Origin of the sequence: Dyella japonica (genome assembly GCF_040545895.1) — a bacterium.
Classification (GTDB): domain Bacteria; phylum Pseudomonadota; class Gammaproteobacteria; order Xanthomonadales; family Rhodanobacteraceae; genus Dyella; species Dyella japonica_D.
On record NZ_JBEPMU010000007.1, the window covers coordinates 149,740 to 176,281 of the forward strand.

The following is a 26,542-nucleotide window of genomic DNA, read 5'->3' on the forward strand; positions in this document are numbered from 1 at the left end:
GCTCAGTGCGGTTGGGCCAGCCCGAGGCGGCCGGCTTGCGCAACGGCCTCGCCACGCGAGCGGGCATCGAGTTTGCGCAACACCGCGGACACGTGATGCTCCACGGTCTTCTCCGAACGCGCAAGCCGGCCCGCGATTTCCGTGTTCGACAGACCTTGCGTGAGCAGGGCGAGAATCTGCAGTTCGCGCAAGGTCAGGCCGGCGGGGTTCGCGCTGGTGCTCGCGCGCGGGCCGCGTGCCATGCCCCGCACGCCGTTGCGATGGAGCGTGTCGCGACAGCGCTTGATGGTGGCGGAAGCCTCCAGCGCCGACAGCGTGGCCAGTGCTTCGTTGATGCCGTACTCGTCGCCTTCCATCAGTGCCAGCGCACGCTCGTAGGGACAGCCGACGCTTTGCCACGCCAACGCGGCGTCCTGCCATTGGCCGTTGCGCTGGAGCGCATAAGGGGCTTCGATGTCGGCCGTTTCCGGCCAGTCCTCGCCCATCCAGTGACGCCAGAACAACAGTTCACCCAAGGCGCGCGTATCGTGGAGTTCTTCGGCCAACCGACATGTCTGACTGACGATGGGATCGTCGTCCACCTCGTCACCGCGCAGCCACGCGGCCTCGGCGCGCGCGGACGCCACGGGTGCGAGACGCTGCAGTTCGCCTGTGGCGCAGGCCAGTTCGGTCACTTCTTCGAGCAGGTCGTTTCCACCGGGATCGCCGCGGCGCAGGCGAATGCGTGCGAGCACGGTCAAGGCGGGAATGCGCGCCACCGGCGTCACGTCGCAGCGCGTGAGAAGTTGGCTGGCGAGCTGGCCGGCGGCGTCCCAGCGCCCCTGTTCGAAGTCCAGTCGTGTCTGGTACGCCACGACGTATTGCGACCAGGAATCCAGATCGCGTTCGTTGAAGTAAGCCGAGGCCTGGCTGATGTACCACTGTCCTTCGGGATAGTCGCGCGTGGTCACGGCGCTGCTGGTGAGGTTGGCGTACGCGCGGGCCACGTGCTCGCCGTAGCCATGGGCGATGGCGATCTCCAGGCTGCGCTTGAGCATCTCCTTGCCATCGGCGTGACGGCGAACGCAACGCGCGGTGCCCACATTGTTGAGCGCATGCGCCAGCACTTCCGTATTGCCTTGCTTCTCGGCCATCGCGATGGCACGCGTTCCCCACGTTACCGCTTCGGCCGTTCGGCCGGCCAGCATGTGCATCTGCGCACGGTTGCTCAGCGCCCATGCCAGTTCGTCGTCGGCATGGATGGATTCAAGCAACTGCACCGCGAGGTTCCCATACGCGTCCGCTTCGCTGTTGCGCCCGATGAACCAATGCAGGCGCGACAACCAGCGAAGCAGGTGGCCTTCCTGGCGTTTGTCCTCGAGCTTGCGCCAGATCGCCAGCGCCGACTGGCACGATGCAATCGCTGTGTCGATCTGGCTGGTGAGATAGCACTGGTACGCATAACGTTCCAGCAGATCCGCGCGAGCGGCGTCGGGCAGATCGCCGGCATGCGCTAGCGCCTTGCCGTACAGCCACGCGGCATCGCAATGCGCGCCGTGGGCGGCGGCATCGGCGGCCGCCTTGGGTGCGTATTTCATGACGGAAGTGCAATCGCCCGCGCCAGCCGCGTGATGCACCAGTCGCGCCATCGGTATCTTGTCGCCCAGTGATTCGAGATGGCCCAGCAGGCGTGCATGCAATGCGGACGCGACCGGTGCGGGCAGCGCCTGCTCCATCGAGATGCGTGCCAGTTCGTGGCGGTAGGCATAGGTGCCGTCTTGCGCAAACAGCAGCCCGGAGGCGAGCGCGGCGGCCACGTCTTCGTCGCGTGGAGAGAGCAGCGCCTGCACCAGCGATACGTCGATGCGCGCCGGCACGACGGCCGCCAGATCGAGCAGTTCGCGCACGGCGGGTGTCTGTCGTCCCGCGCGCGCCAGCACGGCGTCGCGCACCGATGCAGGCAAGCCTTCCCCCGAGAGTGCCTCGGTGACGAAGAAGGGATTGCCGCCGGTGGCGGCGAACAGGCCTTCCGATGAGCGACCCGTTTGCCGGGCCATGTTCGCCACGGCGGTTTCCGTGAGCGGAAGCAGTGGCACGCGTACGGCGACATCGCTGGGCAGGTCGCCGCACAGCAATCGCAGCGGATGTCTCGCATCGAGTTCGTCGTCGCGATACGTCAGCACCAGCAAGGCACGGACGCGCTCGATGCGGCGGGCCAGGTACTTCACCAGGTCCAGTGTGGCGGCATCGGCCCAATGAAGATCCTCGAGCACGAGCAGGGTCGTACCATCGAGCTCCTGGAGATCCGTCAGCAAGGAGGCGAAGAGTTCCGCGCGGCGACCTTCGCGGCCGAGCAGGTTTCTCGTCCGCGTGGTGAAGGCATCGGCGATGTCGTAGAAGGGCCCCAGCGGGCGGGGCGAGAACAGCGCCTCGCACCCGCCGACCAGCACGCGGCCTTCGCTATGTTCGAAGGCCAGGCATCGCACGAGCGATGTCTTCCCGATGCCCGCCTCGCCATAGACCAGCGCGGTGCGGCCGGTGCCCTGCTGCGCGAGTGCGCGTGCGTCGCGAAGACGCTGCAGGGCATAGTCACGCTCGACCAGTTCCAAACTTCCACCCTCAACGCGTGTCCGACATGTGCCTTGCCCCGGGGAAGGGCGGCAACCTGGCGTCTCAGCGCTCCGTTAGAGGAAGTAACGAAACGGACGCCACGGTGCTCTATAAACCGTTCGGCTCGCCGATGCACGACTGGCTCCCGCCATACTCAAATAGAAATAGGGATTGAGTACGGAGATTTCGGTGATCTGTTCCACCGGCAGATCGTTGCGGCGCGCGACCTGGCGGATGGCTTCGGGCGTGGGCGCGTCGTAGACGCAGTACGTCTTCGTCTTGTCTTCGCTCACGTACGAATGCAGCCAGGTCACGCCTTCTTCGGCGTTGGTGTTCACGATTTCAACGCATTTGGCGGCGCCACTGGCGTTGGTGGGCAGGGAAAGGCCATTCGGGAATTGGCGTTCAACGATATAGCGCGGCATGACAGTCTCCTCGTAGGACGTGGCAGCTCGTGTTTGAACTGCAAGCACAGGCTACGCAGGCGCCTGCGGGGCGACATCGGGGCTTTCCCCCAGTTTGCAGCGTGCGTTCCCTCATTTTTCCGGGGCTTGCATCGAGGGTGTGTTGCAACGATGAAACGGTTGACGGCGTACATGCGCGTGTCGCATCCAACGTTGCGACATGGATTGCATCGATACCTCGGCACAATTGCGGTGGCGCGGCATACGGCGCAGCTTGCCAGTGATTCGCTGCCGCGGCAGTGATCCGTTCGACCAGCCTGACTGGCTGTCATGGGCATAGCTGTCCGATGCAACGACGAGAAGGAGCGCGACCATGTCGCATCATTACGCGGGCCCTGATTTTGGATTTCCACACGGCGATGCCCGTCTCAACCTTACCGATCTGTATGCCTTCCCCAAGCCCGGGAGCACCGACCGATCGATCGTGGTGATGAACGTGCATCCCGGCGTGAGCCTGGTTCCGCCAGGGCCCACCACGGACGAACCGTTCTCGGCCGACGCGATCTACGAACTCAAGATCGATACCGATGGTGATGCGGTCGCCAACATCTCGTACCAGATCCGCTTTTCATCGGCCAAAGGCTGGGCGTTGAACGCCACGCTGACGCGGCTCGAAGGCGCGCAGGCGGCGGGCATGGGCGAAGGCGGCAAAGTCATCATCGATCAGGCGCCGGTGTCCACCGGCCCCAGCGCACGGGTGACGGAAGCGGGTGACCATCGTTTCTTCGCGGGCTGGCGCAGCGATCCGTTCTTCTTCGACACCTTGGGCGCGGTGAACAACCTGCAGTTCACCGGAGCCGATTTCTTCACGAAGGGCGACGTGTGCAGCATCGTGCTCGACATACCCAACGCGGCCTTGGGAACGGGCGCCATGAGCTTGTGGCATCGCACGCTGGAAAAAGTGGATGGGCGTTGGGTGCAGGCCGATCGCGCGGCGCGGCCATCGCAAGGCGTGTTCCTCACGGGCGATGAAAAACCAGCATATCTCACCGGCGAACCCACGGACGATGCGCGCTTCGTGCCGGTGTTCGCCCATTCGCTGGAGCACATTGGTGGCTACTCTCCGGAAGAGGCGAAGCAGGTGGCGGCATCGCTGCTGCCGGACGTGCTTCGCTACGATCCGCGGCAGCCGGCATCGTATCCGGCCAATGGACGGACGCTGACCGACGACGTGATGGATGTGTTCCTTCCCCTGATCACCAACGGCAAGGTACCCACCGACAGGGTGGGCCCACATACGGATCTGCTCGTGGAATTTCCCTATCTGGGTCCGCCGCACCGGATTCGAACCGAAGCGTAGTGCCGGGTTGCGCCACCGATGATTCCACCATCGATGCGGGCTCTTTCGTCGACACGTAAGTAAGAACACGGTGGCCTGCCACGTAGTTCTTCGCATGTACTTCTCGCCATGGGCGATGGAGAGTGGACGGGGTGTGCCACGGAGCGGAAATGCGCATGCGATTTCGAATGCTGCTGTCGGCATGCTGGCTGCTTTCTCTTGCTGCCCGCGCGCAATCGGCGACCGATGGCGGCGCGGGCAACGATTCCGCCGAGCTGGCCCAGAAGCTGTCGAACCCGGTGGCATCGCTGATCAGCGCGCCGTTCCAGTTCAACGACGACAGCAAGATCGGGCCGGACGAGCGTGGCCATCGGCTCACCATGAACGTGCAGCCGGTGGTACCCATTACCATCAGCGACGACTGGAACATGATTTCGCGCACGATCCTTCCGGTAACGTCGCAGGCGGATATTTCACCAGGCTCGGGAAGCCAGTCGGGCATCGGCGACATCACGCAAAGCCTGTTCTTCTCGCCCAACGCACCCGGCCCCGGTGGCATCATCTGGGGCGCGGGTCCGGCCTTCCTGTTGCCGATGGCGACGGACGATCTGCTGGGCGCGAAGAAGTGGGGGCTAGGCCCCACGGTGGTCGTGCTCAAGCAATCGCATGGCTTCACCTATGGCTTTCTCACGAACCAGATATGGTCCGTCGCCAGCGTGAAGAACAACCGCGATCGCGCGCCCTTGAGCAGCCTGTTCCTGCAACCCTTTCTTTCCTACACCACGCCCACGGCATGGACGTATGGCATCAACGCCGAGTCCACCTACGACTGGCACGCGCACCAGGCGGCGGTGCCGGTGAACCTCACGGTGGCCAAGCTCACCAAGGTGGGCAAGGTGCCGGTGAGCTTCACCGCAGGCGTGCGTTATTGGGCAGCCAGCAGCGCGACCAGTCCGCATGGATGGGGTTATCGCGCGGTGATCACGTTGCTGTTTCCGAAATAGATACTTCTTCGACAGCACGGTGCTCGTGCCGCATGTGGATGGCGGGCGCGTGCAGTGTGTGCCTTGCCACGCCTCGCCATCGCTAGCTGCGAAGGCCTCAGAACCGGTCGACGTCGATCACGGCCTTGGCGAATGCCTCCGGCGCTTCCTGTGGCAGGTTGTGGCCGATGCCGCCGGTCACCAGGCGATGCTCGTACTTGCCGGTGAAGCGTTTGGCATAGGCGCCGGGTTCCGGATGCGGCGCGCCGTTGGCATCGCCTTCCAATGTGATGGTGGGCACGCCGATGCTCGGCAAGGCGGCGAGCTTTTTTTCCAGCGCGTCGTACTGCGATTCGCCCTCGGCCAGGCCCAGGCGCCAACGGTAATTGTGGATGGCCACGGCGACCTGGTCGGGGTTGTCCAGCGCCGCGGCGGAGCGCGCGAAGGTGGCGTCGTCGAAGCCCCATTGTGGCGAGGCGAGTTCCCAGATCAGGCGAGCGAAATCGTGCGTGTACTTCGCGTAGCCGGCTTCGCCGCGTTCGGTGGCGAAGTAGAACTGGTACCACCATTGCAGCTCGGCTTTTGGCGGCAGCGGCGCGCGATTCGCTTCCTGGCTCCCGATCAGGTAACCGCTCACCGAGACCAGCGCCTTGCAGCGTTCCGGCCACAGCGCGGCCAGGATGTCGGCGGTGCGTGCGCCCCAGTCGAAGCCGGCGACGACGGCCTTGTCGATCTTCAGTGCATCGAGCAGCGCGATGGCGTCCACAGCGAGTGCGGCCTGCTGGCCGTTGCGCTTGGTGTCTGCCGAGAGGAAGCGCGTGTCGCCATAGCCGCGCAGGTAGGGAATGATCACGCGATAGCCGGCGGCGGCGAGCAGGGGCGCCACGTCCACGAAGCTGTAGATGTCGTACGGCCAGCCATGCAGCAACAACACCGGCTTGCCGTTCGCCGGACCATCTTCGGCGTAGGCCACGTCGAGCACGCCGGCCTTCACGTGCTTGAGCGGCTTGAAGGAGGTATGGCCGCCCACGGCTACGCGTTTCTCGGTGGAAGCTGCCGGTTGGGTCGTCTGGGCGTGGGCTAGCGTCGCCAGGCCGAACGGCGCCACGGCGAGCCCCAGGGCTGTTGCGCCAAGGAAGGAACGGCGCTGCTGGTTGATCGGGTCCGACATGGTGCATCTCCTGGCTGGTGGGTGGACCTCCGTAGAAGACCATTTCGACGTGTCTCCTTTGTGTGGAGACGTCCCGGAATTGAAAGCTCGTGTATCAGCGAATCGGGCGGATACATGACGATACAAATCGTGGTCGGTCCTTCGCGGTCCGCCCTTTTGTTTCCGCCAATGCGCCTCCATAGGAAGGGCGCGACAGGGTGCGTTGGCATTGTTGGCCGACGAGAAGGAGGGGAGATGGCCTGGCTGGATCCGCAGTGGTTTACGCCCGAAGCGCTGGCTGCCGAGTGGCGACGCAAGGATGTGCGCAAGTGGCTGATTGGCGTGATCACCGCCACCGTGGTGCTGATGTTGCTGTGCCAGCCCGAAACCGCGCCCACCGCACTGTTCATCGACTCCGTGGGCATCGACGTGTTTCTCATGCTGTTGGAAGTGCAGCTGTTGGTCGCCCTGGTGCTTTGCCGCGACCAGCTGATGGACTTTCTTCGCACGGCCTACGCATCGGACGGCGCCCTGGGCACCGTGATGCGCAAGACGGTGGCGCTAGGGCGGAATATGCGCGAGGCGATGAGAGGTTCTTTCCGCGAATAAAGCGGCGGCTCGCGCCTGCATCAGGTCGCATCGATGTCCAGCTCGCTGCGACGGGCTCGCTCCACCGCAGTCGTTGCGGAACGTGCATGGATCGCAACGGCTTTTGGCCGTCCAAACAACGCGATCATCCAGCAGCCGAGCAACAAGGCGACCATCAGGCAGCCAACGAATCCCGAATGATTGCCCGTCCACGCCACCGCGCGCCAAGCGGCACCGTGCAAGCCGTATTGTTCCCTGGCCAGGTTGCCGAGTTCGGCCGCGGCCACGGCGAGCGCCGCGATGATCGAGATGCCCGTGACGATCAGGTTGTAGGTCAGTCGTCGGCGCGGCCGTTCGAGCGCCCAGCCATACGCACGCGCCATGATTGCGCCATCCGTGGCATCGGCCAGCGACATGCCCGCGGTGAACAGCACCGCCAGCAGCATGATCGACGCATGCGAGGGCATGCGCAGCGCCGTTTCGGCCGACAGGCCCAGCAGGCCGATCTCGCTGGCGGTGTCGAAACCGAGCCCGAACAGAAAGCCGATTGCCAGCATGTGCCAAGGGCGACGCACGGCCAGCAGCAGCGAGCCAAGGATGGCGGCAAGACATCCGCGTGGCTGCAACGGCGCAACGCTCATTGGTTGCCTGCCTTGCCACGCCCGCATCAGGCCCGACAACGACGCCGCGTTGATGCCGGCGGCCACCAGCAGGAAGGAGATGGAGAAGATCGAGCCGCCAAGCCCGCCCCATGTCGCCAGTCGCGGCAACCACTGGTGCGCCGTGCTGGTCATCATGGCAATCGCCGTGCACGCCGCGATGACCACGGTGGAATGCCCGAGCGCGAACCATAGGCCCACGGTCGCCGGTGCCGACGCATCACGAGCCAGCGAACGGGTCACATTGTCGATGCTGGCGATGTGATCCGCATCGAAGGCGTGGCGCAGGCCGAAGGCATAGGCCAAGGCGCCCGAGCCGAGCAGCATGGGCTCCCGATGTGCTTCCGACAGCGCCCACGCCCAGGCCAGGACGTTGCCGCCTGCAAGCAGTACGAACATCGGCAGCGTTCGAGGGCGTCGTGCATGAACGCGCTCTCGCAACCACGGATCCTTCACGGCGACTCCCTGACGGCCGGTATTCCACGATGGGCCCGAAGGGCAGGTCAGCCGCGTTCACCCGACAGAATGGCGAGCAGGAATTTTTCCACGAGGTATTGCATGCCGTGCGAGACCAGGGCGTCCGCTGTCAGTCCACCGAATTCGGCGATGGGCGTGTGCCGCCGCCATTCCGAAATGCGCGCATCGTCCGGCTCGATCATCCTGGCCAGCCGCACCAGCCGATGCTGTGCAACAACATCAGGCGCATCGCTTGCTCTCGATGGCCCGCTTCTGCCTCGGGCCGCGGGCATGGTGGCAGGGGACGAATGCGGTTTGACGAGATGCATGGTCATCCACCAGCGCGTGTCGATGGCACGACGGAAAGAAATATCCATGACGCGCGTTCACTCTAGATGCCCGGGAGGTGCCGGTCGATTGCACTTGGGTATCGATTTCGCGCTGGAAAACGGCGTGGTGGCCGCCATGGCAGGCGACGATGGTGGCATCTCCACGATGTCATCACGTTTCAACGCGTGCGAAACGTCGACGGGCCACGCTTCCGCCGGAAGCACTATAGGATCGCGTTCGCCCATCACGGGCGAATCCACCATGACGAGTGCTTGCCCATGAGTGACATCGAAACGCGCCTGACGGAGATGGGGCTGACTCTTCCGCCGCCGTTTCCGGTACCCAGCGGATTGACCCTGCCGTTTCAGTTCGTGCAGGTACACGGCACGCGCGTACTGATATCGGGGCACGGGCCGCAAGCCGAGGATGGTTCGATGGCTGGGCCTTTCGGCAAGGTGGGCGCGGAGCTGTCGGTGAGCGAGGGCTATCAGGCGGCACGACTTGTCGCGCTTTCCATGCTGGCCAGTCTCAAGCGCAGCATCGGCGACCTCGATCGCGTAGGCGCCTGGCATCGCGTGTTCGGCATGGTGAACTCGGCGCCTGGATTCATCCAGCAGCCGCAGGTTATCAACGGATTCTCCGATCTCATCCTCGCCTTGTACGGATCGGAGCGCGGTGCGCACACGCGCAGCGCCGTGGGCATGGCCGAGCTTCCGTTCAATATTCCGGTGGAGATCGAAGGCGAGCTTTCGTTGTACCCCTGAGCGGGTTGCATGGCTGCACGCAAGTCCTGTTGTTTCATGGCCGAGACAGTGTCTGGCCGTCCATCTCGCGCAGGTGGTGTCGTAGTGCGCGAAGCGTGTCGCATACGTCCCAGGCCCTAGTGACTTTGCGTGAACGCCGTAGCATGCTGATGCAGCGGTTGAGGCCGCAATGGTTCGAACATCTTGCCCCTCCGCAGCGCACCCGGCCTGCGGTGACTGGTGGGCAATCTCGTGCCCTGTAGGGCCGTAACGTCCCACGCTGTTCGGAGAGGCTCCGATGCCCGCCGCATCGCAGACGTCGCGTACTGCGCGTTTCTTCGTGTTCCTGTTGTTGGCCGTCGCCGGCCTGTTCTACGTGAAGTGGCATCCGTACTATGGGCGCGCCTTCACGGCAGCGGCGCAGCATTCCATCGGCCATTCCATCCTCATGGGCGATGCGGCGAGCGCGCCCGCGCCATCATGGAGTGCTGCGCTCGGCTATGCGCTGGCCTATGGCAAGGCCATCTGGCAGGCGATGGTGCTGGGCCTGTTGCTGGGGTCCGGCGTACAGGCTTTGTTGCCTGCGAACTGGGTGGCGCGCGCGCTCGGCGGTCGTGGCTTCGGCAGCGTGCTGGCCGGTGGCCTGCTGGCCGTGCCGGGCATGATGTGCACCTGTTGCGCGGCGCCGGTGGTGGTGGGGTTGCGCCGTCATCAGGCGGCACCGGGCGCGTCCATCGCGTTCTGGCTGGGCAATACCGTGCTCAATCCCGCGACGCTGGTATTCACCGGTTTCGTGCTCGGCTGGCACTGGACCTTGTTGCGTCTGGCGCTTGGCATACCGATGGTATTTGGCCTGGGCCACCTGGCGAATCGGTTGACCGGGCCGGGCCAGCCCGTCGCGCTGGTGTTGCCGGCATCCGAGCCGGAGCCGCGCTCGTTCGTCGAGGTCATCACGCTGTGGGCGCGCATCTTCGTGCGGATGACGGTTCGATTGATTCCCGAATACATCATCATCGTGCTGCTGCTGGGCGCCACGCGCGCGTGGATGTTTCCCCATATCGGTCCGGAGATCGGCGATCAATGGTTCTGGATCGTCGGGCTGGCGGTGGCCGGCATGCTGTTCGTGATACCGACGGCGGGCGAGGTGCCCATCGTGCAGGCCATGCTGGCGCTGGGGCTGGGTGTTGGGCCCGCTGCCGCGCTGTTGATGACACTGCCGCCGGTAAGCCTGCCGTCGCTGACGATGCTCGGCCGCTCGTTCCCGTTGCGCCTTCTGGTGACGATTGCGCTCTCGGTGGTGGCTTTTGGCGTTCTTGCCGGAGCCATCGCGTCGGCGCTGGGCATGCGCTGACCGTTTCGTCGTATCTTTCCATCACACGCGCCTGCATGCAGGCGTGTGTGATGGAATGCGCCTTCCGTTGCGGCATCAGGCGCAAGAATCCACGAGCGGCGTCACGTCAACCCCATGACTTTGATGCCTGGATTTAACGCCCCATAAGTGAAGCTCACGGGTCCGCGAAGCGATGCGCGGCGAGTGCGCCGGCAGCCGACGATGGCCGTCGGCATGATCAAGGAAAACGAGGAAACATCACCGTGCTCAACCCTGCGTCACTGGTGTTCTTGCTGGACGTCGACAACACCCTGCTCGACAACGATGGCTTTGCCGCCGACCTCACCGCGCGCCTCGATCGCGATTTCGGCGCGATGGAGCGCGAGCGCTACTGGTCCATCTACAACAAGCTGCGCGACTCCTTGGGCTATGCCGACTATCTCGGCACGCTGCAGCAATTCCGCGTGGGCCACGAATACCACCCGGCGCTGCAGTCGCTCGCCTCGTATCTGCTCGAGTATCCCTTCGCCGAACGTCTTTACCCCGGCGCGCTGGATACCCTGGCTCACCTGGGAACGCTGGGCTCCACGGTGATCCTCTCCGATGGCGACATCGTGTTTCAGCCGCGCAAGATCGCCCGGTCGGGCATCGCGCAGGCCGTGGATGGCCGCGTGCTGGTGTACGTACACAAGGAGCGCATGACGGAGGCGATCCAGCGCGCGTTCCCCGCCACGCACTATGTGATGGTCGATGACAAGCCGCAGCTTCTCGCGGCGATGAAGCGGATCTTCGGCGAGCACCTCACCACCATCTTCGTGCGCCAGGGCCACTATGCGCACGAGGCGGAAAGCCTGGTGATCGATCCCGCGCCCGACAAGACCATTGCGCATATCGCCGACCTGGCCAGCTTGTCGCTGTCCGATCTTCCGGCCGGACAGGCCAGCCTGGAACAAGCGTCCTCCATCGCACACGACTAGGCGCAAGCCGGCTCAGCCACGGCACGGTGGCATTGGCCAAGGCGTGGAAGCCATGTTGCGGGCCTGTCATGCCCCGTGTCATATCTTGCGCACAGGCGACGGTGCCACGGGGTGTCCGCGCGACATAGGGAGTGGGGCGATGCGTTGGCGGATCGGCGTTGCGGTGTGTGCCTTGGCTCTTTCGTTGACCGCGCACGCCGCGTCATCGACACCGGCGGTGCCTCTCGCCAGGGCGGCGCAGGATGCCCTGGAAAGCGCGGCCAGCAAGGAAGGGCCCGGCGTGGTGGCGATCATCGCGCAGGGCGACACGGTGCTGTTTCGCGGGGCGGCGGGGCGCGCAAACATCGAGCTGGGTGTGCCGCTCGATACGAACCAGGTGTTTCGTATTGCCTCCGTCACCAAGATGTTCACCGCCGCGACGGTGATAAAGCTGGCCGAACTCGGCAAGCTCTCGCTCGACGATCCGCTATCGAACTATGTGCCTGACATTCCCAACGGCGGCAACATCACGTTGCGCGAGCTGCTGAACCATACGGCGGGCATTTCGGACAAGACCAAGGATCCGCAGCCGGGCTTCATGAAGCGCGACGTGGACACGGCCACGCTCATCGAGGAGATCCGCAAGCGTTCGCCTGCCTTCGCGCCGGGCACGCAATGGGCGTATTCGAATGGCGGATACATCCTGTTGGGCGCCGTGATCGAGAAAGTCACCGGCGGGCCGTGGTACACGGCGACGACGAAGCTGTTGCTGGAACCGGCCGGCCTGAAGCAGATTCGCTACGGCGACAATGCCGCCGTCATTGCAGGGCGCGTCGCCGGCTACACCACCGACAACGCTAACCATCAGGTCGACAACGCGTCATTCATCAGCATGAGCATTCCCGCTGCGGCCGGCGGACTCGTGGCCACGGCCGACGACCTCGTGCGTTGGATGCACGCCTTGGCCCATGGCGGCATCGTGAGCGCCAAGGGCTTCCAGCAGATGATCACGCCGGTACCGGCCAAGCCGGGCGTCGCGCCCGCGCATCGCTACGGCATGGGCATGTATCTGTGGCGGGTGCGCGGCAGCGACATGGTCGGGCATACCGGCCAGATCGACGGGTTTGCGTCGGCCCTGGCGTATCTCCCCAGGCAGGACGTGACGGTGGTGGTCCTGGCCAACGATGACAATTTCGACGCCCGGACGATGAGTCGCCGTCTTGCCGCCATCGCGCTTGGCCAGCCCTATGCCAGGCCCGTGGCCGTGGCGGCCAGCGACGAATCCCTGGCCGCGTTGCAGGGCAGTTATCGCATGGACGACAAGACATCGCAGACGCTGACGGTCAAGGATCATCAGCTCTACGCGCAGCGCACCGGCCATCATGCCGTGCCGTTGCAGCTCACTGCCGACCACCGGCTGTACTTCGTGCCCGACGAGCTGAGCTACTTCGTGCCCGTTCGCGATGCATCGGGCCAGGTGGTGCGGCTCGATTACTTCGAGGGCGGCGACGCGCCGGCGATACCGCTGCCGCGGGTGACCGGGCCAGGCCATTGATGGCCAGATGGCTGCAACGGAATAGTCACAAACGACCCGGGCGCTGGGTCAGCGCGAGCGTGACGATGACGTGATCGAGCCCGCTCCGCAGTGGAGGAAAGCGCATCACGCCGCGGCTTGCACCCGTGTTGTTCGCGCGCGGCGCACTCGCCGAAAAGTCGGGCATGGGGACGTGTGACATCGCAAGAACCTTTCCTTCCGCGCGCGGCCATCTGTGCTACATTTTTCAACAGGCAGCGGGGTGAATTCCGTCGCCACGGAGATTGTCGAGCCAGGTTCACGCCCATCGATCGGGCGGTATGTCCAGCCAGATTTTCCGGGAGCGCAAACGCAATGCCCATGACTCGCCGTGAGTTCATCAAGTTCACCGGCTTGGGGCTGGCAGCATCCAGCCTCGGCGTGCTCGGCTTTGGCGCCTCCGGCGAGGCTCAAGCCGCCGCCGTGCGGCCCTTCAAGCTCACCCATGCCACCGAGACGCGCAACACCTGCACCTATTGTTCGGTGGCCTGCGGCATTCTGATCTACAGCATGGGCGACCGTGCCAAGAATGCCCGCTCCAACATCATCCATATCGAAGGCGATCCGGATCATCCGGTGAATCGCGGCACGCTCTGCCCCAAAGGCTCGGCGCTGCTCGACGTGGTGCATGCGCCCACGCGCCTGAAAGCACCGCGCTATCGACCTCCGGGCGGCACCGAATTCAAGGAAGTCTCCTGGGACTTCGCGCTCGATCGCATCGCCCGCCTGATGAAGGACGATCGCGACAAGAACTTCATCGCGAAGAATGCCAACGGCGATACGGTGAACCGCTGGACCAGCGTCGGCATGCTGGCGGCGTCGGCCTCGTCGACTGAAACGTCCTACCTCACGTGGAAGGCCGTACGCTCGATGGGCATGGTGGTGTTCGACAACCAGGCGCGTGTCTGACACGGACCGACGGTGGCCAGTCTGGCCCCATCATTCGGTCGCGGTGCAATGACCAACACCTGGCAGGACATCAAGAACGCCAACGTCGTCGTCGTGATGGGAGGCAATGCCGCCGAGGCACATCCGTGCGGTTTCAAGTGGGTGATCGAGGCGAAGATCGAGAACGGCGCCAAGCTCGTCGTGGTCGATCCGCGCTTCACGCGCACGGCTTCCGTGGCCGACTATTACGCGCCCATTCGCCCGGGCACTGACATCGCCTTCCTTAACGGCGTGATCCATTACCTGCTGGAGCACGACAAGATCCAGCACGAGTACGTGCGCTCGTACACCAACGCCAGCCTGATCGTGAAGGACGGTTTCGATTTCCAGGATGGCCTGTTCACCGGCTACAACGAGGAAACGCGTACCTACGACAAGTCGACCTGGGATTACGACCTCGACAAGGACGGCTTCGCCAGATCCGACGACACCTGGCAGGACCCGCGCTGCGTCATCAACCTGCTCAAGCACCATGTCTCGCGCTACACGCCGGAAATGGTGTCGCGCATTTGCGGCACGCCGCAGGACAAATTCCTGCACGTGTGCGAGCTGATCGCCAGCACATCCACACCGGACCGGGCGATGACCAGCCTGTTCGCATTGGGCTGGACGCAGCACTCGGTGGGCGCGCAGAACATCCGCAACATGGCGATGGTGCAACTGCTGCTGGGCAACATCGGCGTGGCGGGCGGCGGCATGAATGCCTTGCGCGGGCATTCGAACATCCAGGGTTTGACCGACGTCGGGCTGCTTTCCAACCAGATGCCGGGCTACATGAACCTGCCCACCGACAAGGAAACCAACTTCGACATCTATATGTCGACGCGGCAGTTCAAGCCGCTGCGGCCCGGGCAGATCAGCTACTACCAGAACACCCGCAAGCTGTTCGTGAGCTTCATGAAGGCGTTCTACGGCGACGCCGCCACGCAGGAAAACAACTGGGCGTTCGACTGGCTGCCCAAGCTCGACATCCCGTTGTACGACATCATCAAGGCGTTCGAGATGATGAACAACGACCAGATAACGGGTTACATCTGCCAGGGTTTCAACCCGCTGCAGGCGTTTCCGGATCGCGGCAAGATCCGTCGTGGCCTGAGCAAGCTGAAGTTCCTGGTGACGATGGATCCGCTGGACACCGAAACCTCGCGCTTCTGGCAGGATTTCGGCCCGCAGAACCCGGCCAATTCCGCCCAGATCCAGACCGAGGTGTTCCAGCTTCCCACCACCTGTTTCGCCGAGGAAAACGGCTCGCTGGTCAATTCCGCGCGCTGGCTGCAGTGGCACTGGAAGGCGGCGGATGCACCTGGCGTGGCGATGTCCGACATCTGGATCATGAGCGGCATCTTCCATCGCATCCGCGAGCTCTATCGCAAGGAAGGCGGTGCGTTCCCCGATCCCATCCTCAACGTCACCTGGAAGTACACCGATCCCATCAGCCCCGATCCGGAAGAGCTGGCCAAGGAAATGAATGGCCGCGCGCTGGCCGACCTGACCGATCCCGCCACGAATACAGTGGTGACCAAGGCCGGCACGCTGCTCGATGGCTTTGGGCAGTTGCGCGATGACGGCACCACTTCGTCCGGCTGCTGGATCTTCTCCGGCTGCTTCACGGAGAAGGGCAACCAGATGGCGCGTCGCGACGCCACCGATCCGCGCGAGCAAGGCATTGCGCCGAACTGGGCGTGGGCGTGGCCGGCGAACCGGCGCATTCTCTACAACCGCGCCAGCGCCGATCCGACAGGCAAGCCATGGAATCCGGCCAAGCCGGTGATTTCGTGGAACGGTACGAAGTGGGTGGGCATCGACGTGCCCGATTACACGCCGACGCTGGCGCCCTCGGCCGGCGCCAGCCCCTTCATCATGAACGACGAAGGCCTGGGCCGTTTGTTCGCGCGCAAGCTGATGGCCGAAGGGCCGTTCCCCGAGCACTACGAGCCGCTGGAATCGCCGGTGGAGAATCCGCTGCATCCCAAGGTGCAGAACAACCCGGCAGCGCGCGTGTTCGCCGATGACCGCGCGGCGTTTGGCAGTCCAAAGAACTTCCCGTACGTGGCCACCACGTACCGCCTCACCGAGCACTTCCACTTCTGGACCAAGCACGCGTTGATCAACGCCATCCTGCAGCCGGAGGAATTCGTGGAAGTGGGCGAAGTGCTGGCCAAGGAAAAAGGCATCGTGCAGGGCGGCTGGGTGAAGGTGTCGTCCAAGCGCGGCGAAGTGATCTGCAAGGCCTATGTGACCAAGCGCATCAAGCCGCTGATCGTCGACGGCAAACCGACCCACGTGATCGGCGTGCCACTGCACTGGGGCTTCACCGGGCAGGCCAGGAAAGGCTACGGCGCCAACACGCTTACGCCTTCGGTAGGCGACGCCAATACGCAGACGCCGGAATTCAAGGCGTTCCTCGTCAACATCGAAAAGACCAGCGCACCGGTCGCCGCCTGAGGAAGCCGTCATGTCCGATCTGCAATCGCAAGATTACATCCGGCGCTCCGCCTCCACGATGACGCCGCCCTCGGCACGCAATGCCGAGGAACAGGTGGCCAAGCTCATCGACGTCAGCCGTTGCATCGGCTGCAAGGCCTGCCAGTCGGCGTGCATGGAGTGGAACGACCTGCGGCAGGAGGTGGGTCACTTCGAGGGTTCGTACCAGAACCCCAATGACCTCAGTCCCGACGTGTGGACCCTGATGAAGTTCGCCGAGTACGAGAACGAGCAGGGCAACCTGGAGTGGCTGATCCGCAAGGACGGCTGCATGCATTGCGAAGACCCGGGTTGCCTCAAGGCCTGTCCCGCGCCCGGTGCCATCGTGCAGTACGCCAACGGCATCGTCGATTTCATCAGCGACAAGTGCATCGGTTGCGGCTACTGCGTGAAGGGTTGCCCGTTCGATGTTCCGCGCATCAGCAAGAAGGATCACAAGTCGTACAAGTGCACGCTGTGTTCCGACCGCGTGTCGGTGGGCCTGGAGCCGGCCTGCGTGAAGGCATGCCCCACCGGCGCCATCATGTTCGGCACCAAGGCCGACATGGCGCAGTGGGCCGGCGAGCGCATCGTCGACCTGAAATCGCGCGGCTTCGAGAACGCGGGCCTGTACGACCCGCAGGCCGTTGGCGGCACGCACGTGATGTACGTGCTGCACCACGCCGACAAGCCCTCGCTGTACTCGGGCCTGCCCGATCATCCGCGTATCAGTCCGGCGGTGGAGGCGTGGAAAGGCATCGCCAAGCCGCTGGCCATGGTGGGCATCGCGCTGGCCGCCGTGGTGGGCTTCTTCCACTACGTGGTGAAGGGCCCCAATGAAGTGACCGACGAAGACGAGGCGCGGGGCGAGCGGGTGCTGGAGGAAGAAGCGGAGAAGACGCCATGATCCGTTCCAAGACCGTCATTGTCCGTTACACCACCGCCCAGCGGGTCAACCACTGGATCAACGCCATCGTGTTCACGTTGATGGTGCTGTCGGGTCTTTCGATGTTCCATCCGATCATGTTCTGGCTGTCCAACCTGTTCGGTGGCGGGCAGTGGACGCGGGCATTGCATCCGTGGATGGGCTGCATCCTGATGGCGAGCTACATCGGCATGATCATCCAGTTCTGGCGCGCGAACCTCTGGCGCAAGGAAGACTCGACATGGATGAAGTCGATCCCGGCGGTGGTGGAGGACGATGAGGAACACATTCCCGCCGTGGGCCACAACAACGCGGGCCAGAAGCTGGTGTTCTGGTCGATGACGCTGCTGATTCCCACCTTGTTCCTCACCGGGCTGGTGATCTGGGAAGTGTATTTCGGCGAGGCGACCTCGATCCCCGTGCAGCGCGCGGCCGTGCTGATCCACAGCACCGCGGCGTTCCTCGCCATCATCATCTGGATCGTCCATGTCTATGCGGGCATCTGGGTGCGTCATTCCATGCGCGCGATGATGCAGGGCTACGTGACGCCGGGTTGGGCCTGGCGCCACCATCGCAAGTGGCTGGAGCAACTGGCCGCCGACCCGAATGACAAGACGGCTATCAGGAAGCGTCCATGAGGCAGGGCGAGGCACCACCCGACGCCAAGTGGACCGGCCCGTCGCACGCGGGCGTCAAGGCGCCGGAACCCATCGTGATCGCCGACCCCACGGTTCGCTTCGCGTCCACCGCGCGTCGCCTGTCGAAACTGGCGGACGGGCACCCGATGGAAGCGTGGCTGTATTTCATGGCGACGCTGGCGCAGGCACAGCACACGGTGGCGACGACGCTGGCGCCGGCAGTCGCGCTCAATCAAGTCGACGTGGCGCGCGCCGTCGAAGCGCGTCTGCCACCGCTTGCGGCGGATGGTCACCGTCGCGATGCGTCATGGCGCGACGGGCTCGCCTTGCTGCTCGACAGCATCGACGGCAGGGAATGGCCGCCGGCCGTGCAGGAGGCCATCGAACTATTGCGCAGCAGCGATGCCGCGACGCTGGAGAAACTGGCCGACGCGTTCCTGCGCGGTGGCTTGGGACATGCCGACGCGGGCGTGACGGTGTTCGTGGTGGCGGCGCTGCAGGTTTACTTCAGCGGTTCGGCGGCGCGGCTCGCCGCCAGTGACCTGCGCCTGCTGGAAGAGCGCTCGCTTTGCCCGTGTTGCGGTTCGCCCTCGGTTTCCGGCTTGATCACGGCCACCGGCATCACGCCCGGCACGCGCTATCTGTATTGCTCGCTGTGTTCCACCGCGTGGAATCACGTGCGCGCGGTCTGCGTCACCTGCGGTGGCACGCGCAAGCTATCCGTGCAGGGCATCGAAGACGATGCTGGCGTGGTCAAGGCCGAGACCTGCGGCGAATGCCACACCTACACCAAGCTGCTCTACCAGCTGAAGGACACGCAGGTCGATCCGTATGCGGACGACCTTGCCTCGCTGGGGCTGGATCTCCTCGTTGCCGAGGCCGGCTTCGCCCGTCATGCGCCGAACCCGCTGCTGCTGGTGGGCGATGGTGAGGCGGTGGCCGAGTAGTTCCCCTTCGCGCGAACATCCATCGTGAATGCGACGTGCAGGTCGACAGCACGGCCGCGTGGTTTGCCTTGACCGGCTCTCGTCCGCACCGCAGCATAGGGCACCAACCCGCGTCTTCGTCGCCGCGTGCCCGCATGCATCCACGGGTGTTCGGCGACGTCACTGGATGAGCGCCATGGCTGAACCCGAGGTCGTCTCCCTGCGTCACCTGCCTGCCGTTGCCACCGTGCTGGCGACGGCGGAAGCGGCGCCGTGGCTGGAGCGCTACGGGCGCGTTGCCACCACCGACGCCATTCGCCAGGCCATCGACGAGGCACGCGAGGCCTTGCGCGCCGCTGCCGGCGCTGCTGCTCCCACGGCCGCAGAACTTGCGCAGCGCGCCGGCCGCCTGCTCGAAGCGCGCACGCCGGGTTTGCGTCCCTTGTTCAATCTCACCGGCACCGTGCTTCACACCAACCTAGGCAGGGCGGTGCTGGCCGATGTCGCCATCGACGCCGCAGTGGACGCGATGCGCCACGCGGTCGCTCTCGAATACGACCTCGACGACGGCGTGCGCGGCGAACGCGATGACCACCTGCGCTCGCTGCTGCGCGAACTGACCGGCGCCGAAGACGCCACCGTGGTCAACAACAACGCCGCGGCCGTGCTGCTTTGCCTCAACACCTTCGCGCTGGGACGCGAGGCCGTGGTGTCGCGTGGCGAGCTGATCGAAATCGGCGGCGCCTTCCGCATGCCTGACATCATGGCGCGTGCCGGCGCGCACATGGTGGAAGTAGGCACCACCAATCGCACGCACGCCGCTGATTACCGCAACGCCCTCGGCGAACGCAGCGGCCTCGTGCTCAAGGTGCATACCTCCAATTACCGCATCCAGGGTTTCACGGCGGAAGTCAGCGGACAGGAACTGGCCGCCATTGCCGATGCCGCGGGCGTGCCGCTGTTGAACGATCTGGGTTCCGGCAGCCTGGTGGATCTGTCCCGCTATGGACTGGCCAAGGAACCCACCGTGCGCGAAGCCGTGCGCGACGGTGCGCGCCTGGTCACTTTTTCGGGCGACAAATTGCTGGGCGGGCCGCAGGCGGGCTTCATCGTGGGTGATCGCGCGCTGATCGAACAGATCAACCGCAACCCGCTGAAGCGTGCGCTACGCGTGGACAAGCTGCGCCTTGCCGCGATCGAGGCCACGCTCAATCTTTACCGCGATCCCGATCGTCTTGCCGATCGCCTGCCCACGCTGCGTTTCCTTGCGCGTCGCAAGGCCGACATCCAGGCGCAGGCACATCGTCTGCAAGCCACCGTGGCGGCGCAACTGGGCGACGCCTTCATCGTCGACACGGGCGACTGCCTCAGCCAAGTGGGTTCGGGCGCACTGCCGCTGGACACGCTCGCCAGCGCCGCGCTGGTGATCCGTGCGCGTGACAGCCAGAGCGCACTGGAACATCTCGCCGCCGCATTGCGCGCCTTGTCGCGTCCCATCATCGGGCGCGTGGCCGATGGCGCGCTTCGCCTGGACCTGCGCTGCCTGGCGGAGGCCGACGAAGCTCCGTTCCTGGCGGCGCTGGCACAACTCGACCACGCCACCTTGGCCGCGCGTATTTCATGATCGTTGGCACCGCGGGCCACATCGACCACGGCAAGACGTCGCTGGTGAAGGCATTGACCGGCGTCGCAGGCGATCGACTCAAGGAAGAGAAACGCCGCGGCATCACCATCGACCTGGGCTTCGCCTTTCTGCCGCTCGACGACGGCTCCACGCTCGGCTTCATCGACGTGCCAGGCCATGAGCGCTTCGTGCATACCATGGTGGCCGGTGCCAGCGGCATCGACATCGCGTTGCTGGTGGTGGCCGCCGACGATGGCGTGATGCCACAGACGCGGGAACATCTTGCCATTCTCGATTTGCTGCGCATTGGCCGCGGCTTGATCGCGATCACCAAGGCCGATCTGGCCACGCCGGAACGGTTGGACGAGGTGATCGCGCAGATTCGCGAAGCCGTTGCAGGCACCGTGCTCGATGGCGCGGCCATCCTCCCGGTCTCGTCCGTCACCGGGCTGGGCATCGACGCACTGCGCGAGCGTCTCGTGGCCGAGGCGCATGCGATAAGCGGGCGTGCGGCCGACGATCGCTTTCGCCTGGCCATCGATCGCGTGTTCACCCTCGCCGGTATCGGCGTGGTGGTCACCGGCACGGTGTTGTCCGGCCAAGTGCACGTCAAGGATCAGGTGCTGATCAGTCCGTCGGGATTGCGTGCGCGCGTGCGTTCGGTGCATGCGCAAAACCGCGAGGTGGAAACGGGCAGGGCAGGCGACCGCTGCGCGCTCAACCTGGCCGGTGAAGACATCGGCAAGGAGGCGATCCATCGAGGCGATATGGTGGTCGATCCGTTCCTGCACGCGCCGACCGATCGCATCGATGCGAAGCTGCAGCTGTTGCCTGGCGAGCCGAAGCCGATCGGCCAGTGGTTCCCGGCCCGGTTGCATCATGGCTCCGCCGAAGTCGGCGCGCGCGTGGTGCTGCTCAATGGCGACCAGCTGCAACCTGGCCATGCGATGGACGTCCAATTGGTGCTGGAAAAGCCCATCGCCGCCGCTGCGCTCGACCGTTTCGTGCTGCGTGATGTCTCCGCGCAGCGCACCATCGGTGGCGGGCAGTTTTTCGACCTGCGCGCACCCACGCGCCAACGCCGCACGCCAGCGCGTGAGGCCCAGCGCGCTGCGCTGGCGACCACCGATCCTCGCGAAGCCTTTGCCAGCCTGCTCGACGCGCCGCCGTTCGCATGGGATCTCGCGGCGTTCACGCGCGACCGTGCCTTGTCCGCCAGCAAGCGTGACGACATTGCCGCTGCACTCTCACCCATGGTTTTTCATGCCGATGGGGACATCATCGCGATCAGTCATGCGCACTGGCGATCCTTCGTCGATGGATTGATCGCGCGCCTCGACGCCTTCCACGCGGCCTATCCTGACGTACAAGGCATGGGCCGGGAAAAGCTGCGGGTGTCGCTGCAGCCGAAGTTGCCCGCATCCGCTTTCGCCCTGGCGCTGCAGCATGCAGATGTTGCCGGCCGCGTGGTGCGCGATGGCGCCTTCGTGCGGCTGGCCAGTCACTCCATGCAAATGAGCCCGGAGCGCGAGGCGCTATGGCAGCGCGTTGCGCCGCTGTTGGGTGGCGAGGTGCGCTTCCGTCCGCCGCGCGTGCGCGACGTCGCCGGTGTGCTCGCGCGGCCGGAGCAGGACATCAGGCAGTTGATGGCGTTTGCCGCGCGGCTGGGCCTGGTCGACGAAGTGGCGCACGATCACTTCTTCCTGCGGCCGACCATGCACGAGATGGTGCTGATCGCGGCCGACATCGCGGCGCATGCGGCGGATGGCCGGTTTACCGCGGCACAGTTCCGCGACCGCATCGACAGCGGTCGAAAAGTGGCCATCCAGATACTAGAATTCTTCGACCGGCAAGGCGTCACGCTCAATCGCGGTACGCTGCGTCGTGTACAGGCGCGGTACCTCGATTTGTACGGGCCCGCGCCGTGAAAAGGCTTGAGGAAGAGAATCGTCTCCGGTGGGGCGTCCGGACTTCAAATCCGGGTGAGGCAGATAAGACTGTCTCGGGTGGGTTCGACTCCCATTCTCTTCCGCCATCTCGGCGGCTTCAGGCCACGTCGATGCCAGGCGTGCCTGCGGTGATCTCGCCAATGATGCTTGTACGCGCATAGCCGGCGGCCACGATGGTGGCCTTCAGTGCTTCGGCTTTCTCCGGCGCGCACGCCACCAGCAGGCCACCGGACGTCTGCGGATCGGTCAACAATGCGCGACGCCATTCCGGCAGATCGGCGGGCAGGGTGACGTCATCGCCGTAGCTGTTCCAGTTTCGCTCGGAAGCACCGGTGATGTAGCCGGCCTGTGCCAACGCTTCGGCCTGCGTGAAGAAGGGAATGCGCGATGACTCCAGGCGAATTCGCACGCCGCTGCCGCGCGCCAGTTCCAGGCCATGTCCCAGCAGACCAAAGCCGGTGACGTCGGTGATGGCATGCACTTCCTCGTGCCTGCCCAGTTCGCAGCCGATGCGATTGAGCAGGGTGGTCGAGGCAAGCATTTCCGCATACGCGTCAGGCGGAAGCGCTTGCTTCTTGAACGCCGCCGAGTAAATGCCCACGCCGATGCCTTTGGTGAGGATCAGCGCGTCGCCTGCCTGCGCCGTGGTGTTGCGACGCACGTTGCCCGGCGCGCACAAGCCAATGACCGCAAGCCCGTAGATGGGCTCGGCCGAATCGATCGAATGGCCACCGGCAATCGGAATGCCTGCCTGCGTGCAGATGCATTCACCGCCGGCCAGAATCGCGCGTACGGTTTCCACGTCCAGCTTGTTCAACGGCATGCCGAGTATGGCCAGCGCCATGATCGGCTTGCCGCCCATGGCGTAGACATCCGACAGCGCATTGGTGGCGGCGATGCGTCCGAAATCGTAAGGATCATCCACGACCGGCATGAAGAAGTCGGTGGTCGCGATGATGCAGGTCTTCTCGTCCACCTGCCATACGGCGGCATCGTCGCTGGATTCCGTGCCCACCAGCAGATGGGCAAACGGCATGGATGCAGGCTTGTTGGCCAGCAGCTCCTGCAGCACCGAAGGTGCCAGCTTGCAGCCACAGCCGCCGCCATGGGCAAGGTCGGTCAAACGAACGGAAGTCACGCGCAGTTCTCCCGATGGCACGACGGCCAGGTTCGGCGGAGCATAGCGAAAAGCGAGGCCGGAGATCGTGAGTTGGCCAAACTACCTAATCAGAAGGCGAGCCGCCAAGAGCAACGGGACCACTTTGGATTCATCCATCTATGCTCGGGATGGCCGGTTTGCGTGGCTACGGCGTGGCGCGCATCGGCAGCGTGCCCCGTTTCGTCTTTCTGTTGCGCATGAGCGAAACGCAGGCGAACGTGCTGCGTCCCTATTCGGCATGCATCTCAACGTGGTGCTCAAGAGCTCCAGGGTGTTCAGGGGCAGAAGGTGGCGGATCGTTTCAGGCAGCAGCAGCCCAATCGGGATCTGGTTCCCGATGGCTGGAGGCGAAGGGCTTTCCCGCTTCGCGTGCTCCCGGAGCCCACGTAACGGCGCAGGACACGGGTGCCCTGTTCACACCGCATGTACGCCGTTCAGCCCACAACGAAATCCACACTCAGGCCATACCGAGCCTTGCGGCAGAGTTGGTGTAACCTCAAGGTCTGCAGGTGCGGCAGTGGAGGGCGAACAAATGGCTGCAGAGACCGCCTCTGCTGCGTGGATCGCGTTCGGCACGGTCGAAATCGACACCCTGGGGCATCGTCTGTTTGTCGATGGCGAGGAGGTCGGGCTCGAGCGCAAGGCCTTTGCCGTGTTGGTGCTGTTGGCGCGCGATCCCGGGCGGGTGCTCAGCCGCGACGAGATTCTCGACGTGGTATGGGGGCATAGCCATGTCACGCCCGGCGTGCTCAGCCGCGTCATCGCCATGTTGCGCCATGCGCTCGGCGAGAGCAGCGAAGAAACCCGCTATCAGCATACTGTGCACGGCGTCGGCTTTCGTCTGGATGCCGACGTGCGATTCGCTGCGTCGCGTGAGGAATTGCTGGCGGACATCGTATTGCCGGCGAAGAAAGTTGCACCCGTAACCGTCCTCGCCAGCGATGTCGCCGCGCCGCCGGTCGCAACGACGGAGAGCCCGGCGGCGCTCGTGAAATCTGGCGACGCACATCGATTCGGACGGCGAATTGGCGCCGCGATCGTGGCACTGATCGTGCTCGCGGCCGTGCTGCTTGGCTGGCACTCCCTTGCGCGCCATCCGATGGAGACCGCATCGGCAGCCGACCTGAAATCCATCGCGGTGTTGCCGTTCGAGAATCTCAGTACCGATCAGGGCAACGCGTATTTCGCCAGCGGCATGCAGGACATGATACTCACCGAACTGGTGGGCATCGGTGGGCTCAAGGTGATCTCGCGCACCTCGACCGAGAAGTATCCGAGCCACCCGGAAGACGTGAGAACCATCGCGCGACAGCTGGGTGTGGCAACGCTGCTCGAGGGCACGGTGCAGAAGGTGGGCGACCAGGTGCTGATCAATGTGCAGTTGATCGATGCCGAGAGCGGCAACCATCTCTGGGCGCAAGCCTATACGCGCACGCTGGACAACGTTTTCAATGTGGAAGGTGAGGTTGCGCAGAACGTGGCGCAGGCGCTGAAGGTGCAGCTGACGTCCGCCGAGACCGCGCGCATCGACACGGCGCCCACCTTGAATGCCGCCGCCTATGACCTGTATCTGCAAGCCGGCGTGCATGCCAACCGCGCTTATGACGATCCCGTGCTGTCGTCGACCGAGCTGTCCCTGGCGATCCCGTTGTATCAACAGGCCCTGGACAAGGATCCGCGTTTTGCGCTGGCCGCGGCCGGGTTGGCGCGCGCGCACATGCAGATGTATTTCTTCGGGCCCGATCGCACGAACGCGCGATTGGCCGAAGCGAAGGCAGCGGCCGATCGTGCGCTGGCGCTGCAGCCGAACCTGGGGCAGGCACACTACGCGCTGGGGCTGTATCACTACTGGGGCCATCGCGATTACGCCGCTGCCAGCACCCAGTTGGCATTGGCCCGGCAGGCCTTGCCCAACAGTGCCACGGTTGAATTGCTCATTGCATCGGTCGCTCGGCGTCAGGGACATTGGGATGAAGCGGTGGCGCTGTTTCGTTCGGCCACTGAACTCGATCCCCATAGCGAATTTGCATTCAGCCAACTCGCCGTGACCTATCAGAGCCTGCGTCGTTACGCAGACGCCGAGCGAGCCTATACCTCCGCGCTTGCGGTGAGTCGCAACCCTGCGGGCGAACGCGTATCGCTGGCCTTCAACCAGCTGATGTGGAAAGGCGATGTGGCGCCGCTGCGCGCCGCGCTTGCAGGGCTCACGCCCGGCAGCAATGCGTATGCCGGCAATGTCATGGGCATGTATTTCGAGCGCTCGCTGGCGCGCGATTATGCTGCGGCCGTCAAGGTAGCCGAGTCAGACAAGGTCGAGAATTGGGACGATCCCGACAACATCGTGTTGCCCCGACGCCTGTACGTGGCGTGGGCAATGCAGGCAGCGGGAGAGACGGACAAGGCGACGGCGGTATACAACGAAGTGGCGGAGCGCATGCGCGCCTCCCTCGTCGAGCGGCCGGATGATGCAGACCTTCATCTCGCCCTGGGATTTGCCTATGCCGGGCTCGGCCGCAAAGCCGAGGCGGTCGCCGAAGGCGAGCGTGCCGTGGCCTTGATGCCGATCAGCAAGGACGTGCTCACTGGCGCGGACATGCTTGCGTGCCAGGCGCAGCTGTACACGCGCGTGGGCCAGCCTGACCAAGCCATCGCCCTGATCGAGCGCGTGCTGTCCATGCCTACCGGCGGCATCCTGTCGGGTGCATTGCTCCGCATCGACCCGATCTGGGATCCGCTGCGCGATGACCCGCGTTTCAAGGCGCTGCTGCTGAAGTATCCGAACGGCTGACGCTCAAGAACCACGCGCGTGC

Annotated in this window: 21 protein-coding genes and 1 tRNA gene; 15 read left to right on the forward strand and 7 right to left on the reverse strand. The window is 64.6% G+C overall.

Annotated elements, in window-relative coordinates; all coding sequences use genetic code 11:
- Window positions 1-2: 2 nt before the first annotated feature.
- The gene (locus tag ABIC75_RS21400; protein ID WP_354015923.1) at window positions 3-2,588 is read right to left on the reverse strand and encodes an ATP-binding protein; all 2,586 of its coding nucleotides are present in this window, start codon (window positions 2,586-2,588) and stop codon (window positions 3-5) included.
- A gap of 75 nt (window positions 2,589-2,663) precedes the next feature.
- Complete coding sequence (locus tag ABIC75_RS21405) at window positions 2,664-3,014, reverse strand: DUF4242 domain-containing protein (protein WP_354015924.1); 351 nt, start codon at window positions 3,012-3,014, stop codon at window positions 2,664-2,666.
- A gap of 352 nt (window positions 3,015-3,366) precedes the next feature.
- Here ABIC75_RS21405 and ABIC75_RS21410 point away from each other — a divergent pair, with 352 nt between their 5' ends.
- A complete protein-coding gene (locus ABIC75_RS21410; RefSeq protein WP_354015925.1) occupies window positions 3,367-4,353 on the forward strand; it encodes a DUF4331 family protein in 987 nt (328 codons plus the stop codon).
- Window positions 4,354-4,508: 155 nt separating this feature from the next.
- On the forward strand, window positions 4,509-5,336 hold the full coding sequence (locus tag ABIC75_RS21415) for a transporter (RefSeq protein ID WP_354015926.1): 828 nt from the start codon (window positions 4,509-4,511) through the stop codon (window positions 5,334-5,336).
- 97 nt (window positions 5,337-5,433) lie between these two features.
- Here ABIC75_RS21415 and ABIC75_RS21420 read toward each other — a convergent pair whose 3' ends face one another.
- Entirely contained in the window at window positions 5,434-6,486 is a 1,053-nt protein-coding gene (locus ABIC75_RS21420) for an alpha/beta fold hydrolase (RefSeq protein ID WP_354015927.1), read from the reverse strand.
- 234 nt (window positions 6,487-6,720) lie between these two features.
- Between ABIC75_RS21420 and ABIC75_RS21425 the strand changes: the two genes are divergently transcribed.
- Window positions 6,721-7,074: a hypothetical protein gene (locus ABIC75_RS21425; protein ID WP_354015928.1), complete on the forward strand. Its 354-nt coding sequence runs from the start codon at window positions 6,721-6,723 to the stop codon at window positions 7,072-7,074.
- Window positions 7,075-7,094: 20 nt separating this feature from the next.
- On the opposite strand, the gene ABIC75_RS21430 is transcribed toward ABIC75_RS21425, so the two are convergent.
- Together ABIC75_RS21430 and ABIC75_RS21435 are read right to left on the reverse strand one after the other, a co-directional pair.
- Entirely contained in the window at window positions 7,095-8,111 is a 1,017-nt protein-coding gene (locus ABIC75_RS21430) for a HoxN/HupN/NixA family nickel/cobalt transporter (RefSeq protein ID WP_354015929.1), read from the reverse strand.
- Between the two features lie 104 nt (window positions 8,112-8,215).
- Window positions 8,216-8,503 carry a hypothetical protein gene (locus ABIC75_RS21435; RefSeq protein ID WP_354015930.1) on the reverse strand — a complete coding sequence of 96 codons (288 nt, stop codon included), beginning with the start codon at window positions 8,501-8,503 and terminating at the stop codon, window positions 8,216-8,218.
- Between the two features lie 273 nt (window positions 8,504-8,776).
- Here ABIC75_RS21435 and ABIC75_RS21440 point away from each other — a divergent pair, with 273 nt between their 5' ends.
- The 4 genes from ABIC75_RS21440 to ABIC75_RS21455 all read left to right on the forward strand — a co-directional run bounded on the left by ABIC75_RS21440 (window position 8,777) and on the right by ABIC75_RS21455 (window position 13,082).
- Window positions 8,777-9,262: a RidA family protein gene (locus ABIC75_RS21440; RefSeq protein WP_354015931.1), complete on the forward strand. Its 486-nt coding sequence runs from the start codon at window positions 8,777-8,779 to the stop codon at window positions 9,260-9,262.
- 277 nt (window positions 9,263-9,539) lie between these two features.
- Window positions 9,540-10,592, forward strand: coding sequence for a permease (locus ABIC75_RS21445; protein ID WP_354015932.1), 1,053 nt, complete (start codon window positions 9,540-9,542; stop codon window positions 10,590-10,592).
- Window positions 10,593-10,834: 242 nt separating this feature from the next.
- Complete coding sequence (locus ABIC75_RS21450) at window positions 10,835-11,548, forward strand: HAD family hydrolase (RefSeq protein ID WP_354015933.1); 714 nt, start codon at window positions 10,835-10,837, stop codon at window positions 11,546-11,548.
- 139 nt (window positions 11,549-11,687) lie between these two features.
- The gene (locus tag ABIC75_RS21455) at window positions 11,688-13,082 is read left to right on the forward strand and encodes a serine hydrolase domain-containing protein (RefSeq protein ID WP_354015934.1); all 1,395 of its coding nucleotides are present in this window, start codon (window positions 11,688-11,690) and stop codon (window positions 13,080-13,082) included.
- A 25-nt stretch (window positions 13,083-13,107) separates the two neighbouring features.
- On the opposite strand, the gene ABIC75_RS21460 is transcribed toward ABIC75_RS21455, so the two are convergent.
- Complete coding sequence (locus ABIC75_RS21460) at window positions 13,108-13,263, reverse strand: hypothetical protein (RefSeq protein WP_354015935.1); 156 nt, start codon at window positions 13,261-13,263, stop codon at window positions 13,108-13,110.
- 152 nt (window positions 13,264-13,415) lie between these two features.
- On the opposite strand from ABIC75_RS21460, the gene fdnG reads away from it, so the two are divergent.
- The 7 genes from fdnG (at window position 13,416) to ABIC75_RS21495 (ending at window position 22,659) form a co-directional block, all read left to right on the forward strand.
- The gene (gene fdnG / locus ABIC75_RS21465) at window positions 13,416-16,493 is read left to right on the forward strand and encodes a formate dehydrogenase-N subunit alpha (RefSeq protein ID WP_354015936.1); all 3,078 of its coding nucleotides are present in this window, start codon (window positions 13,416-13,418) and stop codon (window positions 16,491-16,493) included.
- Between the two features lie 10 nt (window positions 16,494-16,503).
- Window positions 16,504-17,418, forward strand: a complete 915-nt coding sequence (fdxH, locus tag ABIC75_RS21470; protein ID WP_354015937.1) for a formate dehydrogenase subunit beta — start codon at window positions 16,504-16,506, stop codon at window positions 17,416-17,418.
- Entirely contained in the window at window positions 17,415-18,074 is a 660-nt protein-coding gene (locus ABIC75_RS21475) for a formate dehydrogenase subunit gamma (protein WP_354015938.1), read from the forward strand. The genes fdxH and ABIC75_RS21475 overlap by 4 nt, the downstream gene beginning before the upstream one ends.
- Window positions 18,071-19,021, forward strand: coding sequence for a formate dehydrogenase accessory protein FdhE (fdhE, locus tag ABIC75_RS21480; RefSeq protein ID WP_354015939.1), 951 nt, complete (start codon window positions 18,071-18,073; stop codon window positions 19,019-19,021). Before ABIC75_RS21475 ends, fdhE begins: the two co-directional genes overlap by 4 nt.
- Before the next feature lie 166 nt (window positions 19,022-19,187).
- Complete coding sequence (gene selA, locus ABIC75_RS21485) at window positions 19,188-20,624, forward strand: L-seryl-tRNA(Sec) selenium transferase (RefSeq protein WP_436407965.1); 1,437 nt, start codon at window positions 19,188-19,190, stop codon at window positions 20,622-20,624.
- Entirely contained in the window at window positions 20,621-22,552 is a 1,932-nt protein-coding gene (gene selB / locus ABIC75_RS21490; protein WP_354015941.1) for a selenocysteine-specific translation elongation factor, read from the forward strand. Before selA ends, selB begins: the two co-directional genes overlap by 4 nt.
- A gap of 10 nt (window positions 22,553-22,562) precedes the next feature.
- Window positions 22,563-22,659 (forward strand) — tRNA-Sec (locus tag ABIC75_RS21495).
- A gap of 11 nt (window positions 22,660-22,670) precedes the next feature.
- Here ABIC75_RS21495 and selD read toward each other — a convergent pair.
- Window positions 22,671-23,711, reverse strand: a complete 1,041-nt coding sequence (gene selD, locus ABIC75_RS21500; protein ID WP_354015942.1) for a selenide, water dikinase SelD — start codon at window positions 23,709-23,711, stop codon at window positions 22,671-22,673.
- A gap of 553 nt (window positions 23,712-24,264) precedes the next feature.
- On the opposite strand from selD, the gene ABIC75_RS21505 reads away from it, so the two are divergent.
- The gene (locus ABIC75_RS21505) at window positions 24,265-26,520 is read left to right on the forward strand and encodes a winged helix-turn-helix domain-containing protein (RefSeq protein ID WP_354015943.1); all 2,256 of its coding nucleotides are present in this window, start codon (window positions 24,265-24,267) and stop codon (window positions 26,518-26,520) included.
- The last annotated feature ends 22 nt before the right edge of the window (window positions 26,521-26,542 follow it).

Excerpts from the sequence above, each read along its gene's own strand:
- selA (WP_436407965.1), top strand. The coding sequence starts at position 19,188 with ATGAGCGCCATGGCTGAACCCGAGGTCGTCTCCCTGCGTCACCTGCCT.
- ABIC75_RS21405 (WP_354015924.1), bottom strand. The coding sequence starts at position 3,014 with ATGCCGCGCTATATCGTTGAACGCCAATTCCCGAATGGCCTTTCCCTG.
- ABIC75_RS21435 (WP_354015930.1), bottom strand. The coding sequence starts at position 8,503 with ATGACCATGCATCTCGTCAAACCGCATTCGTCCCCTGCCACCATGCCC.
- ABIC75_RS21430 (WP_354015929.1), bottom strand. The coding sequence starts at position 8,111 with ATGTTCGTACTGCTTGCAGGCGGCAACGTCCTGGCCTGGGCGTGGGCG.
- ABIC75_RS21445 (WP_354015932.1), top strand. The coding sequence starts at position 9,540 with ATGCCCGCCGCATCGCAGACGTCGCGTACTGCGCGTTTCTTCGTGTTC.
- ABIC75_RS21505 (WP_354015943.1), top strand. The coding sequence starts at position 24,265 with ATGGCTGCAGAGACCGCCTCTGCTGCGTGGATCGCGTTCGGCACGGTC.
- selB (WP_354015941.1), top strand. The coding sequence starts at position 20,621 with ATGATCGTTGGCACCGCGGGCCACATCGACCACGGCAAGACGTCGCTG.
- ABIC75_RS21415 (WP_354015926.1), top strand. The coding sequence starts at position 4,509 with ATGCGATTTCGAATGCTGCTGTCGGCATGCTGGCTGCTTTCTCTTGCT.
- ABIC75_RS21455 (WP_354015934.1), top strand. The coding sequence starts at position 11,688 with ATGCGTTGGCGGATCGGCGTTGCGGTGTGTGCCTTGGCTCTTTCGTTG.
- ABIC75_RS21425 (WP_354015928.1), top strand. The coding sequence starts at position 6,721 with ATGGCCTGGCTGGATCCGCAGTGGTTTACGCCCGAAGCGCTGGCTGCC.
- ABIC75_RS21460 (WP_354015935.1), bottom strand. The coding sequence starts at position 13,263 with ATGTCACACGTCCCCATGCCCGACTTTTCGGCGAGTGCGCCGCGCGCG.
- fdxH (WP_354015937.1), top strand. The coding sequence starts at position 16,504 with ATGTCCGATCTGCAATCGCAAGATTACATCCGGCGCTCCGCCTCCACG.
- ABIC75_RS21440 (WP_354015931.1), top strand. The coding sequence starts at position 8,777 with ATGAGTGACATCGAAACGCGCCTGACGGAGATGGGGCTGACTCTTCCG.
- ABIC75_RS21475 (WP_354015938.1), top strand. The coding sequence starts at position 17,415 with ATGATCCGTTCCAAGACCGTCATTGTCCGTTACACCACCGCCCAGCGG.
- fdhE (WP_354015939.1), top strand. The coding sequence starts at position 18,071 with ATGAGGCAGGGCGAGGCACCACCCGACGCCAAGTGGACCGGCCCGTCG.
- ABIC75_RS21420 (WP_354015927.1), bottom strand. The coding sequence starts at position 6,486 with ATGTCGGACCCGATCAACCAGCAGCGCCGTTCCTTCCTTGGCGCAACA.
- ABIC75_RS21410 (WP_354015925.1), top strand. The coding sequence starts at position 3,367 with ATGTCGCATCATTACGCGGGCCCTGATTTTGGATTTCCACACGGCGAT.